Source organism: Corynebacterium sp. LK31 (genome assembly GCF_014335015.1).
GTDB classification, from domain to species: Bacteria; Actinomycetota; Actinomycetes; order Mycobacteriales; family Mycobacteriaceae; genus Corynebacterium; species Corynebacterium jeikeium_D.
Genome location: NZ_PDGW01000009.1, coordinates 34484 through 46490, shown reverse-complemented (window position 1 = coordinate 46490; position 12007 = coordinate 34484). Strand labels below are relative to the sequence as shown.

Here is a 12007-nt window from a genome sequence, read left to right as displayed (position 1 = left end):
GCGTCCGTGAATTCGTACCTCAACAACGCCTTCAACTTAGACACTTTTTCACCGGCCCTTTGGTAGGGATTGGCGTACTTTTGTTGAAGTTCTAGGCCTAAATCGTCGCTCTCCAGAAGTTGTAACTAAACCGAACGTTCGTTACAGTTACTGGAATGACAAGTACCGACCACGCCGCTTCCACGAGGGCTAATCCGTCCACTCCAGTCACCCACAGGTGGGTCTTCCTCGCTATCATCAGCGCCGGCCTACTACTCATCGGCATAGATAACTCGGTGCTCTACACTGCCCTGCCAGTTCTGCGCGAGCAGCTCCACACAACCGAGCTGGAGGGCCTGTGGATCATCAACGCCTACCCACTGGTGATCTCCGCACTCCTCCTCGGCACAGGCACTCTGGGCGACCGCATCGGTCACCGCAAGATGTTTCTTGTGGGCCTGACAATCTTTGGCTTCTCTTCCCTGACCGCGGCCTTTGCGCCGCACGCCTGGGCCCTGGTCATCGCTCGAGGCTGCCTGGGACTGGGCGCCGCGACCATGATGCCAGCAACCCTCGCACTGCTACGTGAGACCTTCCACCACCCTCGTGAACTTGCCACGGCTATTGGCATTTGGTCAGCCACAGCAACACTGGGTGCCGCTGCTGGCCCCGTCGTCGGCGGTTTCCTGTTGGAGCACTTTTGGTGGGGCTCAATCTTCCTTATCAACATCCCTGTCGTAGTTTTCGCAATCATTGGCACGCTGATTTTCGCTCCACCAAATCAGCCCAACCCAGCCAAACACTGGGACTTCCTCACCAGCCTCTACGCGATGCTGGCCATGCTGGGCCTGGTTTCACTCATCAAGGAACTCGCCGGCCATCGCTCCTCCACCGTCATCGTCGCAGCTATCGCCTGTGGGCTAGTGGGCGCGGCACTGTTTCAGCGTCGTCAGGCACGTCTTACCGAACCCCTCATCGACTTTTCGGTCTTCCGTTCGCCGATGTTTTCCGGTGGCGTGCTGGCAGCAGCGCTTGCCATGTTTGTCCTGGCAGGCGCCGAATTGATGACGACGCAGCGCTTCCAGATTTCCGTCGGATACACACCACTCGACGCGGGCTTGCTAGTTGCCACCGCGGCACTGGCATCCTTGCCAGTTGGTGTCATCGGCGGCATGGTGCTCCATCGAATGGGTTTCCGCACACTCATCACCGGCGGCTTCCTCCTCAACGCCGTCGGACTGGCAGGCATGTACTACGGCGTTTCCTCGGGCAATTTCTCGCTCATGATCGCGGGATTGATACTGCTCGGCGCGGGCGCAGGTTCTGTGATGTCGGTGTCGTCGACTGCGATAATCGGCTCAGCCCCGAGGTCAAAGGCCGGTATGGCGGCGGCGATGGAATCCGTGTCCTACGAATTTGGCACACTGATCACCGTCGCAATCACAGGCAGCCTCCTACCCATGTTCTACGCCTTGTTCACGCCTGTCGACGCCAGCATCTCACTCACCGATGCACTTCACACGCCAGCGCTTAACGACGGCGCCCGCGCCGGCCTCGACAGTTCCTACCTGGCCATTTTGATTATCCTGGCTGTCGTTGCTGTCATTGCAGCGATTGCGACTGCGGTGGCATTCCGCGGCAACCCGAAGGAGACTGAATATGCGCACGAGTAAGCGCACTGCCATTCTCGACACAATCGTTGAGATTATCGAGACAAATGGCTTTTCCGAGGTCACCTACGAAAATGTCGCAACTCAATGCGGAATGAGTAAATCAGGGTTGATTTACCACTTCCCCTCCCGCGAAGACATGATTCGCAGCGTCCATGAGCACATGGCGCAGTTATGGGAAGAGGAGCTTATCGAAGCCGCGGGTGGGCCCGCAGAGGAGGTACCCCCCGCCAACCGCCTACGCGCAAACCTCCAGGTCTCGCTGGATACAGCAACGAGGGCCGAGCTACTCATGTCCATCGACTCTGCCGCCGACCCGGAGCTGCGCGAGATCTGGACGCGCCTTTTGCGCCGGTGGAATCCGCCGGTAGAACAGATTGCCACCGATGAGGAAGCCTGCATGGCCTACGTTGTCCAAATGATTTCCGATGGACTCTGGGCCAACGACTACCTCAACGGCAATCAGCTCACGAAAGCACAGCGTAAGGCAATCGCCGAGGCCGCGGCAAAGCTGATTCCAGAGTCGATGGAGTAGCCAGCTCTAAACGCCCTTGCGCTGAACGTCCTTGAGCTCGGAGTCAGTAGCCAGGCCGTAGTTAGCACCCTCATAGACGGCCTTTGCTCGACTCGTTCCGCCGAGCACATACTCACTAAAAGACAGCACCAGCGAGCCAAGCACATTCTTGGACGGATCATCCAGGTAGGTACCGTGGTAGGAACCGGTGACTACCGCTTCCCAGGCGGGCCCTTCAGCGTCGCGGTAGCCACGTCGATCCGCATCAAAAGGAACGATGTCCTCGTGCTCCGCAATGGCCACCAGGCTTGGAATCTCCGGCGGTGTGGAGATTAGTCCAGCGTCGGAAGGCCCTGGGGTGATGGCGACCAGACCACGGGTGACCATATCGATACCCGCAGCCTGGAAGGCTTTATCCATCCTGTTGTTCAGGAAGATTGCGGAGCCACCACCCGCAGAGTGCCCGACCAACATCGTGCGGGAGAAATCGATCTTGCCTGCAAGTGGTGTGGACTCATCCCCATTGGCCGCTGCGGCAACTGAAGCTGCCAGCACCATCTGTGGCGCGAACCAGTTGGTGAAGTTGTAGCCAAGAGCCACGACGTATCCGTGGCTTGCATAGAGTCGCGCTTGCGCGTCGTACATACCCGGCTCAGTACCAATGCCAGGGCTGAGAACCATCAGTGGCGCAGACTCCATCGAGTCAATATCCGCCGGGTAGATAAGCTGCGCGCCAACTGGGGAGGCGTTGGCCGATTCAGGCAGTACGTCATAGCAGCCGGTGGTGCCGTGGAGACCGTGGAGGTCCCGCAGTACGCGGTTATAGATGGTGTAGACGACACCATCACATGGCATTGCTTCGCGGGTTGCGGCAACTGGATGGGAGCCCATCGCTCCGAACTCCTTGCGCAGCTGCCCCGCCTCTGGGGCGAACGGCTCGGTGATATGGCCACTTTCGCCACCGGAAATGACACGGTTCACGCCACCCATGACATCCACCAGACCACCGCCAATTTTGTCCACGGTTTCCGAGTTCTGGTAGTCAATAGTGCTTTCGCGTGCAGTGATATCCGGCAGCTGACCAATGCGCGGTGCCGCCTGCGCTGGCACCTGTCCGCCGAGAACTACACCAGCTGCGAGCGAGAGAGCAGCCACCTTCGAGAACGTACGCCCCTGCCCTCGGCGGGATGCCGACACGGCCTTTCCGGCGGCACTTAGTGAACCAATCATCGTTTTTCCTTAACTCTTGCCAAAAGCCTTGGAATACGAATCTACCTAATGCGTAAAGACGTACGTAAAGACAGAATCATCCTCCCCCATACTTCACCCCTCAAACAATCATTCAGGGCGCTACAAATGTTCACTCTCGCCCACAATTAGCACTATTACCCCCATTTCCTACCCCCTTTCTAAGAGTGCGCAAACTCAGAAAAACCCACCTCACCACCGTTACCCACATATTTTTATTACCTTTTTCCACAAACGCCTCCGCTGCCTCCCCACCAGCGCATACCTTATTGACACCAAGGAGAAAGTGGCCACGCCCACACTCACTGTTAACCGACAACCGAGTGTGCATGGCCCTTAATAAAACCCCCGAACAGAAAAGAACTCCCACAATGAGAATCGGCATCCCTTTAGAACCCGATCCCCAGCAAACAATTGTGGCTGCGACCCCGGAGACCGTCGGCAAACTCGTCAAGCTTGGCTACGAGGTCGCCGTGCAGGCTGACGCCGGCCTGGCTGCTAAGTTCACCGACGCGGACTACGAATCCGCCGGTGCCACCATTGTCGACGAGTCTGTCTGGCACAGCGATATCGTCGTAACGCTCGACACTCCGCCGGAGCAGTTCCGTGCACTGCTTAACGACGGTGCCATGCTGATCAGCCGACTTGCGCCAGGCCGAAACGAAGAACTGGTCGAAGAGCTCGCGCAACGCAACATCACCGCCCTTGCTATGGATGCAGTTCCCCGCATTTCCAGGGCACAGTCGATGGACGTACTGTCGTCGATGGCCAACATCGGCGGCTACCGCGCAGTAGTCGAAGCGGCTTCTGCATATGGTCGCCTTTTCACTGGTCAGGTGACTGCCGCAGGCAAGATGCCGCCAGCTACCGTTTACGTCATCGGCGCTGGTGTCGGCGGACTTGCGGCGATCGGTACGGCCAACTCTATGGGCGCGGTTGTTAAGGCAACAGACCTGCGCCCTGAAGCCGGTGAACAGGTCGAATCGATGGGTGCAGAGTTCATCCCGATTCCGGCCGCCACCGAGAAGTCCGAAGATGGCTACGCCAAGGAAATGACCAATGATCAGGCTGCCGCTGCCGCGAAGCTCTACTCCGAGCAGTCCGCGCAGGCTGACATTGTCATTACCACCGCGAATATCCCTGGCCGTCGCTCTCCACTGCTGCTGACTGCTGCCGATGTTGCAGCTATGAAGCCAGGCAGCGTCATCGTCGACATGGCTGCCGCCGGTGGCGGCAACTGCGAGATGACCGTTCCAGGCAAGACCATTGTCACTGACAACGGTGTGACCATCATCGGTTACACCGACCTTGCAGGACGTCTGCCCGCGCAGGCATCGTCGCTGTACGGACAGAACATTTTCAACCTGTTCAAGCTGATCACGCCGGAAAAGGATGGCTCTCCAGTTCTCAATCTCGAGGACGAGATTATCCGTGGCATCACGGTGACAAAGGCTCGCCCACAGAATGGCGCCGGCGCTGCCGGAGCTGAGATTCTCTGGCCACCACCGCCAATCAAGGTCGCTGTCACCCCTGCTGCCCCACTGCAGGAGCAGCAGGCTCACCAGGCCGCATTAGAAGAGAATGCGCCGGAGAAGGTTTCCTTCATGGGATCTGGCCTGGGCTCGAAGATTGCTCTGGGCCTGACGGCACTGCTGGCAATTGTGGTTATGCTCAGCGCACCGCACAGCGTGAGCGCCAACTTCATGGTTCTCACCTTGGCTATCGTGCTTGGCTTCTACGTAATCTCCGCGGTCACGCCGCGCCTACACACACCGCTGATGTCTGAGACCAACGCGATTTCCGGCATTGTTCTGGTGGGTGCGATTCTCCAGGTGGGAAGCTCCAACCTGCTGGTTTCCGGTCTCGCGTTCGCGGCCATCGTGGTTAGCTCCATCAATATCTTCGGCGGTTTCGCCGTCACCGACCGCATGCTTGGCATGTTTGTGAAAGAGGAGGCATAAAGTCTAATGGCTAGCATTGATACTGCTTCGCTTCTGGACTGGACCTACCGCCTGTCCAACGTCGGCTACATTGTCGCCGCCGTCCTGTTCCTCGCTGCCCTCTCGGGCCTGTCCAAGCCGGAGACCGCTCGCCGCGGTAACTCCTTCGGTATCGCCGGTATGGCTGTAGCCGTCGTCATTGCCATCTTCCAGGCACTCGTGACCGCAGACACCAAGCCGGATACTCACTTCTCGCCGCTGATTACCCTGATTCTCATCGTTGTCGCTATCGGCATCGGTGGTGTCATCAGTATCAGTCGCGCACGCCGCGTTGCCATGACTGGCATGCCGCAGCTGATTGCACTGTTCAATGGTCTGGTCGGACTCGGCGCTATCTTCATCGGCTTCAACTCCTACATCTTCGCCGAAGATGTAGCCCCCGATGCCCTGAAGTTCCACTTCGGTGAGGTCTACATTGGCGTCTTCATCGGCGCTGTGACCTTCACTGGCTCCATCGTCGCTGGCCTGAAGCTGTCTGAGAAGATCAAGGGCTCGCCGCTTCTGCTGCCGGGCCGCAACGCTCTGAACATTGCCATTCTGGTGGTCACTCTGGTTCTCCTGGCTGTCTTCATCGCAACCGGCACCGAGGGCGGCGCCATCGCATGGGCATGCATGGTTGCAGTGACTGCTTTGGGCCTGTTTTTGGGCTGGCACTTGGTCATCGCCATCGGTGGCGGCGACATGCCGGTTGTCGTGTCCATCATGAACTCGTATTCCGGTTGGGCCGCCGCTTTCACCGGTCTCATGCTTGGCAACCCGCTGCTCATCATCACTGGTGCGCTGGTTGGTTCCTCCGGCGCCTACCTGTCGTACATCATGTGTGAGGCCATGAACCGCTCCTTTGCCAACGTTATTCTGGGTGGCTTTGGCTCCGAGGCTTCGTCGGGAAGCGCCGTGGAAGGCTCCCACACCGAGGTCAGCCACGAGGACACCTCCGAGATTCTGCGTGACGCAGACAAGATCCTCATCGCTCCGGGCTACGGTATGGCTGTGGCACAGGCTCAGTACGCTGTTGCTGACCTAGTCCGTAACCTGCGTGAGGCCGGCAAGGAAGTGGTCTTCGGTATCCACCCAGTCGCTGGCCGCCTGCCGGGTCACATGAACGTGCTGCTGGCTGAGGCCAAGGTTCCCTACGACATCGTGCTGGAGCTGGACGAGGTCAACGATGACTTCGCTGATGTGGATGTCACCCTGGTCATCGGTGCAAATGACACCGTCAACCCGATGGCAGAGCAGCCGGGCTCCCCGATTGCGGGTATGCCGGTGCTGAAGGTGTGGGAATCTGAGCGCGTGATTGTTCTCAAGCGTTCGATGGGTTCGGGTTACTCGGGCGTGCAGAACCCGTTGTTCTTCAACGAAAACACCGACATGCTTATCGGCGATGCGAAGGCCAGCGTCGACTCTCTGAACCGCATCCTGGCGAGTTCGAAGGTCAACGCTTAAAACTTCAGGCAAGCAACGCCGTACAAATCGGAGCCTAGGCGATTAATTCCTAGGCTTCGCCACGGGCTGCATCACGAACCATCGTGATGTGCTCAATGCCGGCTTCTATGAAGGTCTCCCCGATCTCATGGAAGCCGGCTTTTGCGTACACAGCCTTCGCCTGCGTCTGGGCATGCAGAATCAGCCCCGTATCTGGGTGGTCAGCGATGACCTGCTGCAGCAGTTTCGAGGACAACCCCCTACCCCGGCTCGCAGCATCGACGACAACTCGGCCGATGGTGCGCGGGTAGCTCGTCGAGAACTCATCGAGCGTGTCAATTACACGCAAGTACGCAATAATCTTGCGGGAGTCATTGTCGTCGCGGATGAAATAGTGCTCTGCGGTATCTTCCAGGTCGCGCCAATCCATTTCCGGCTCTGTACAGGACTGCTCAAGATAGAACACATCGGTGCGCAGTGCCGAGATGGCATAAACATCCGTCGCGCTGAGTTGAGAAAAGGAGGCGTGTTCAATCATGGTGGCTGATTTTACTGCGAAGAACGGTGTGACGCTCATAGCTGGCAAACGTAGTGGCGCACCATCGCGCAGAATGAAGCCGCAGACCTATACCGCCCGCACCCGGCGGAATTGTACCTTCGCGCCGGGCACCAATTGCCCGGCCCTCGACAATGACGGCTCCGTCAACACACCAATGACCGGATATCCACCCGTCGCCGGATGATCAGGACCGAAAATAATCGGCTGCCCCGATGCGGGCACTTGTATCGCACCGGGGACCATTCCCTCGCTTGCCAACTCATGGGTGACCTGGCGCTCAAGAGTAGTCCCATTCAGCCGAAGTCCGACGCGGTTGGCCTCTTGCGTCACGGTCCATGTCTCGTGAAAGAAATCACTGACGCTTTCCCGCGTAAACCAGTCCGCCCGAGGGCCAGGAACAACATCTAAGCGCGCAGCCTCGCTCGACCAATGAGGCGCGGGATAAATTGCGATTGACGACCCCGTCGAATACTCCGGGTCGCCGACCTGCAAGACCTGACCGGCCTGCAAAGGCGCTGGGCCGAGCTTGCCGAGCGTATCGTATGACCGCGAGCCCAGCACTTCCGCGACATCGATGCCCCCTCGAATCGCGACGTACCCGCGAAGACCTGCATCGAAGGTACCAAGCCGCACAATTGCCTTCGCCCCGACCACAATTCGACTATTCATCGAGGTCTTGATGACCTTGCCATCCTGCTCGACAGTCACCTCACCGTGGGCTCCTGCGAAGGATATGATTGCTCCCTCCGCTACTTGGAACTCCAACCCGCCGACGACGCACTCAAGCACCGCCAGGCTTTCTTCGTTGACAACCATCCGGTTAGCAGCTGCCGCGGACTCGTGGTCGAACGCACCGGAAGTACTCACGCCCAGGCTGCCTTGCCCTGCACGGCCCAAATCCTGAATCGTCGTCAATATGCCGGGTCGAATAATCTCGATAGAATTCTTCATCTCTTCCGCCCCCTTTTTCTACGCCGCACTCACCGTAGAAGTCGCTTCAAATTGCACCTCAACCCCGGGCTCAAGCAGCGCCGGATTAGGCCGATTCAAGTCCCACATCTCCACATCTGTATGTCCCAAGAGCTGCCAGCCACCGGGCGAATCGATGGGATATACACCTGCGAATTGGCCCGCAAGTCCGACGGAGCCCTTGGGAACTCGAGTGCGCGGCGTCGTAAGGCGGGGAATATCAAGCGGCTCTGGCCACCCCTGACCGCTCCCGCGCACCATGTAATAAAAGCCCGGCGCGAATCCACCGAACGCGGCCGTCCAAGGGCGTTCGCAGTGCCAATCAATTAACGCTTGGGGGCTCATCCCAAGGCTTTGTGCCAAGGACTCAAGGTCCGCGCCGTCATAGTGAACGGGAATCGTCATTGTTTTTCGCTTGTCGACGGTCTGCCTCTGCGCATTGTTGCCCCGCAGCGCGGTTTCTACTGCGCCGAGGTAACGACGAGCCGGTCCGCGAAAGCGAAGAAGGAGCGTTTGGGCTGCAGGTACCCTGTCAACGAGTCCCTCGATCTCGGCCGCAGCAGAGTGTGCACGAAGTACCTTCGCCAACGGATTGGCCGATGATGAATAGTCGATAAGCAGCGCATTTGTTCCCATAGGGCGAATCTCGGCCATGGCGGTGCTGATCCTTTCTTTCTTGCGGGGTTGAAAAACTGCGGTTGATAAGACCGGTGTGCGAGTCCGCGCTATACGTGGGCAGCGACGGTGACTCCGGCGTCGACGAGCCCTTGGCGAATCATACGGGAGAGTTCGACCGCACCAGGGGTGTCTCCGTGCAAACAAATAGAGTCAGCCTGCACGGTCAACGGTGAACCGTCGTAGGCGACGATTGGTTCCCCGCTAGCCATTGCAATGACGCGTTTGACGACGGCATCGGGTTCTACAATGACCGACCCCTCGAGTACTCGGGACACCAGAGTTCCATCGGAGTTGTAAGCGCGATCTGCAAAAGCTTCCCTAATCACAGGGAGGTCCGCGTCGAGGCTGAGCCGTTCGATGACCGACCCCGGCTGCGCCATAATGGCAAGCTCATCTCCGCAGGTGGAGCGAGCGAGCAGGAGCGCCTCCACCACTGCAGCGGCCTGATTTTCATCCACTGCGATGCGGTTGTAGAGGGCACCGTGGGGCTTGACGTAGGAAACTTCGGTACCCACCGCCCGTGCACATGCCGAAAGTGCACCAATCTGGTAGACGGTTTCGGCTCGCAATTCTCGATGTGAGTAATCCATGCGTCGTCGTCCGAATCCGGCGAGATCGCGGTAGGCGACGTGCGCGCCGATGCGAATTCCGCGCACGGCAGCTGCCTCACAGGTCTCCATCATGACGCTAGCGTCACCCGCGTGATACCCGCAGGCAATATTGGCACTGGTCGCAATGTTCAGCAGAGCGATATCATCACCCATCTTCCACGAGCCGAACGCTTCCCCAAGGTCAGAGTTGAGATCGATAGTGGCGCCCATAAACGTCACCGCTCCTTCCAAGTAATAATGCTGGTCTTTGTACCGTTGTTATGTTGGTTCTCATCTGAGCTGTGCGAGAAACCGGGGGGGGATTAGCCGAGCATTTCAAACACACCGCCGAATGAGCGCCACGCCAAGAACCAGGCGACTGCGACACCCAAGATTCCGATAGCCGCCAACCACTTCGGGTACTTGTAACCATTCATGAGATCCGCACGGAACAGCGCGATGTAAATCAGCACAGTAACGCCAATTGGAAGAACCAAACCATTGAAGGCTCCGGCGAAAACCAACAGCGTCGCTGGAGCCGTACCGATGACACCGAAGAGCAGCGTGGAGATTGCAATTAGGACAATGGTGATCGTGTTTTGAGTCTTGGCTCCAGCACCCGAGGAACGAGTCAGAAATGTTGCTGAGGTGTAGCTGGCACCCACAATCGACGAGATTCCCGCAGCCCACAGGACAACGCCAAAGAAGCGCATACCCCAATCTCCTGCCGCAGCTTGGAATGCCTCTGCAGCGGGGTTTCCATCCGTATTGAGGACCACGCCACCCGCAACCACTCCCAAGACAGCTAGGAAAAGGAGGAAACGCATGATGGCTGTGACGATGATGCTCGTAACAGATGAGCGAGTGGTCTGTGCGAGGTTCTCTACACCGCCGGCGCCAGCATCAAGCATGCGGTGAGCGCCAGCGTAAGTAATGTACCCGCCAACAGTGCCACCGACGAGCGTGATGATTGCCAACAAGTCAATCGTGTCGGGCATGACCGTGTTCTTCAGTGCTTCCCCTACTGGCGGGTTAGAACTGAACGCCACAATTCCAGTGACCAGAATCATCACGACACCGAGCACAACGAGTGCCTTGTCCAGCGCCATACCCGCCCGACGGGAGAGGAAGAAGCCAATGGCGAGGATTGCAGTAACAATGCCGCCAATCTTTGCGTCCACGCCCAACATCGCGTTCGCACCAAGTCCAGCACCGCCGACGTTGCCAATATTGAAGACCACACCACCGATGACAATGAGAATTGACATTAACCAGCCCAGCCCCGGAAGCACGGCGTTGCCGAGCTCCTGCGCGCGGCGTCCAGAGACAGCAATCACTCGCCACACGTTGAGCTGAATCGCGATATCAAGAAGCACCGAGATCACAATGGCAAAGGCGAAAGCCGCGCCAAGCTTGGCCGTAAAGGTTGCGGTCTGGGTGAGGAAGCCCGGCCCGATAGCACTGGTCGCCATCAGGAATACGGCGCCGAGGAGTGCCGTTCGCCGCGCCTTATGGGCAGATGTTGAAGCGTCCATAGCGTAAGGCCTTTCCCTACAAGTCTGACGATTCCCACGTTGAAGGATTCCCACGTTGAAGATCGCCTGCACAGAGATTGTTGAACAATGTCTCGTATGTTAATTGGTGATGGCCGCCACACAAAAGTGCTTTAGTAGTCTGTATTACATGACTACCCCCGGAAGCATCCTCGACGATCAGCCCCACACGTCCTCTGGGGAAAAACAACAAGACGTTTCAGTAGCGGATGTCACCGCAACTGTCCTGCGCCGAGAGATTCTCGCCGGAAAGCACTACAGTGGCGAGCAGCTCCGTGAAACCCAACTTGCTGCGCGACTGCAGGTCAGTCGCAACACCATCCGACAGGTCTACCGCAAGCTGGAATCTGAGGGGCTACTTACTCACATCCCTCATCACGGCGTGTTTATCGCTTCCTTCGACAAACAACGCATCCGCGAACTGTATGCCTTTCGCCATGTCGTCGAATGCGGAACACTGCGATCGCTAAGCAAGAGCCAGGCAAAGCTCCTCGGCGAAGAGATTCTTTCTATTTGTGGTTCACAGTCATCATTGAACCTTCCCGAACGGAATAATGCCTTTCACCTCGCCATCGTCAGAGCTTCCGGGTCCCCCGACCTGTTAGCCACCGCCGAATCAATTCAGGCCCAACTCCGTCTTTGCTTCCTCTCCTACCCCCAAAGCATCGAACTCCATGCCCGATACGCCGATCGCCACATCAGTATCGCCAAAGTTCTCATCGAGGACACCCCAAACCACGCCGCCGACCTCCTCAGCGCCTACCTCAATGAGTCGTTCAGTGCCGTCACCGCTGCCCTCCCGCTTGCCGACCGTTGATAATTAGC

11 protein-coding genes are annotated in these 12007 nt (G+C 58.0%); 5 read left to right on the top strand and 6 right to left on the bottom strand.

Annotated elements, in window-relative coordinates:
* The first annotated feature begins 155 nt into the window (after positions 1 to 155).
* Both CRD18_RS02150 and CRD18_RS02145 read left to right on the top strand, forming a co-directional pair.
* On the top strand, positions 156 to 1652 hold the full coding sequence (locus CRD18_RS02150; RefSeq protein ID WP_187406479.1) for an MFS transporter: 1497 nt from the start codon (positions 156 to 158) through the stop codon (positions 1650 to 1652).
* Positions 1639 to 2184, top strand: a complete 546-nt coding sequence (locus CRD18_RS02145; protein ID WP_187406478.1) for a TetR/AcrR family transcriptional regulator — start codon at positions 1639 to 1641, stop codon at positions 2182 to 2184. Before CRD18_RS02150 ends, CRD18_RS02145 begins: the two co-directional genes overlap by 14 nt.
* 6 nt (positions 2185 to 2190) lie before the next feature.
* Here the strand turns inward: CRD18_RS02145 and CRD18_RS02140 are convergent, their stop codons facing one another.
* Entirely contained in the window at positions 2191 to 3393 is a 1203-nt protein-coding gene (locus CRD18_RS02140) for an alpha/beta hydrolase (protein ID WP_070439467.1), read from the bottom strand.
* Between the two features lie 389 nt (positions 3394 to 3782).
* Here CRD18_RS02140 and CRD18_RS02135 point away from each other — a divergent pair, with 389 nt between their 5' ends.
* Positions 3783 to 5372, top strand: coding sequence for a Re/Si-specific NAD(P)(+) transhydrogenase subunit alpha (locus CRD18_RS02135; protein ID WP_070546440.1), 1590 nt, complete (start codon positions 3783 to 3785; stop codon positions 5370 to 5372).
* A gap of 6 nt (positions 5373 to 5378) precedes the next feature.
* A complete protein-coding gene (locus tag CRD18_RS02130) occupies positions 5379 to 6854 on the top strand; it encodes an NAD(P)(+) transhydrogenase (Re/Si-specific) subunit beta (RefSeq protein WP_070546438.1) in 1476 nt (491 codons plus the stop codon).
* A 49-nt stretch (positions 6855 to 6903) separates the two neighbouring features.
* Here CRD18_RS02130 and CRD18_RS02125 read toward each other — a convergent pair whose 3' ends face one another.
* From CRD18_RS02125 to CRD18_RS02105, 5 genes are all read right to left on the bottom strand, one after another.
* Entirely contained in the window at positions 6904 to 7371 is a 468-nt protein-coding gene (locus CRD18_RS02125; RefSeq protein WP_049193633.1) for a GNAT family N-acetyltransferase, read from the bottom strand.
* Positions 7372 to 7458: 87 nt separating this feature from the next.
* Positions 7459 to 8343, bottom strand: a complete 885-nt coding sequence (locus CRD18_RS02120) for a biotin-dependent carboxyltransferase family protein (RefSeq protein ID WP_049172680.1) — start codon at positions 8341 to 8343, stop codon at positions 7459 to 7461.
* 18 nt (positions 8344 to 8361) lie between these two features.
* Positions 8362 to 9015, bottom strand: a complete 654-nt coding sequence (locus tag CRD18_RS02115) for an allophanate hydrolase subunit 1 (protein WP_049172678.1) — start codon at positions 9013 to 9015, stop codon at positions 8362 to 8364.
* Between the two features lie 71 nt (positions 9016 to 9086).
* Positions 9087 to 9860: a LamB/YcsF family protein gene (locus CRD18_RS02110; RefSeq protein WP_049193632.1), complete on the bottom strand. Its 774-nt coding sequence runs from the start codon at positions 9858 to 9860 to the stop codon at positions 9087 to 9089.
* A 92-nt stretch (positions 9861 to 9952) separates the two neighbouring features.
* Positions 9953 to 11164 carry an NRAMP family divalent metal transporter gene (locus CRD18_RS02105; RefSeq protein ID WP_049193630.1) on the bottom strand — a complete coding sequence of 404 codons (1212 nt, stop codon included), beginning with the start codon at positions 11162 to 11164 and terminating at the stop codon, positions 9953 to 9955.
* Between the two features lie 148 nt (positions 11165 to 11312).
* On the opposite strand from CRD18_RS02105, the gene CRD18_RS02100 reads away from it, so the two are divergent.
* A complete protein-coding gene (locus CRD18_RS02100) occupies positions 11313 to 11999 on the top strand; it encodes a GntR family transcriptional regulator (RefSeq protein WP_049189356.1) in 687 nt (228 codons plus the stop codon).
* Positions 12000 to 12007 lie beyond the last annotated feature (8 nt).

What these genes read in the sequence shown, in the direction of transcription:
- CRD18_RS02130 (WP_070546438.1), top strand. Translation starts at nt 5,379, where the DNA reads ATGGCTAGCATTGATACTGCTTCGCTTCTGGACTGGACCTACCGCCTG.
- CRD18_RS02120 (WP_049172680.1), bottom strand. Translation starts at nt 8,343, where the DNA reads ATGAAGAATTCTATCGAGATTATTCGACCCGGCATATTGACGACGATT.
- CRD18_RS02140 (WP_070439467.1), bottom strand. Translation starts at nt 3,393, where the DNA reads ATGATTGGTTCACTAAGTGCCGCCGGAAAGGCCGTGTCGGCATCCCGC.
- CRD18_RS02115 (WP_049172678.1), bottom strand. Translation starts at nt 9,015, where the DNA reads ATGGCCGAGATTCGCCCTATGGGAACAAATGCGCTGCTTATCGACTAT.
- CRD18_RS02100 (WP_049189356.1), top strand. Translation starts at nt 11,313, where the DNA reads ATGACTACCCCCGGAAGCATCCTCGACGATCAGCCCCACACGTCCTCT.
- CRD18_RS02150 (WP_187406479.1), top strand. Translation starts at nt 156, where the DNA reads ATGACAAGTACCGACCACGCCGCTTCCACGAGGGCTAATCCGTCCACT.
- CRD18_RS02145 (WP_187406478.1), top strand. Translation starts at nt 1,639, where the DNA reads ATGCGCACGAGTAAGCGCACTGCCATTCTCGACACAATCGTTGAGATT.
- CRD18_RS02135 (WP_070546440.1), top strand. Translation starts at nt 3,783, where the DNA reads ATGAGAATCGGCATCCCTTTAGAACCCGATCCCCAGCAAACAATTGTG.
- CRD18_RS02110 (WP_049193632.1), bottom strand. Translation starts at nt 9,860, where the DNA reads ATGGGCGCCACTATCGATCTCAACTCTGACCTTGGGGAAGCGTTCGGC.
- CRD18_RS02125 (WP_049193633.1), bottom strand. Translation starts at nt 7,371, where the DNA reads ATGATTGAACACGCCTCCTTTTCTCAACTCAGCGCGACGGATGTTTAT.
- CRD18_RS02105 (WP_049193630.1), bottom strand. Translation starts at nt 11,164, where the DNA reads ATGGACGCTTCAACATCTGCCCATAAGGCGCGGCGAACGGCACTCCTC.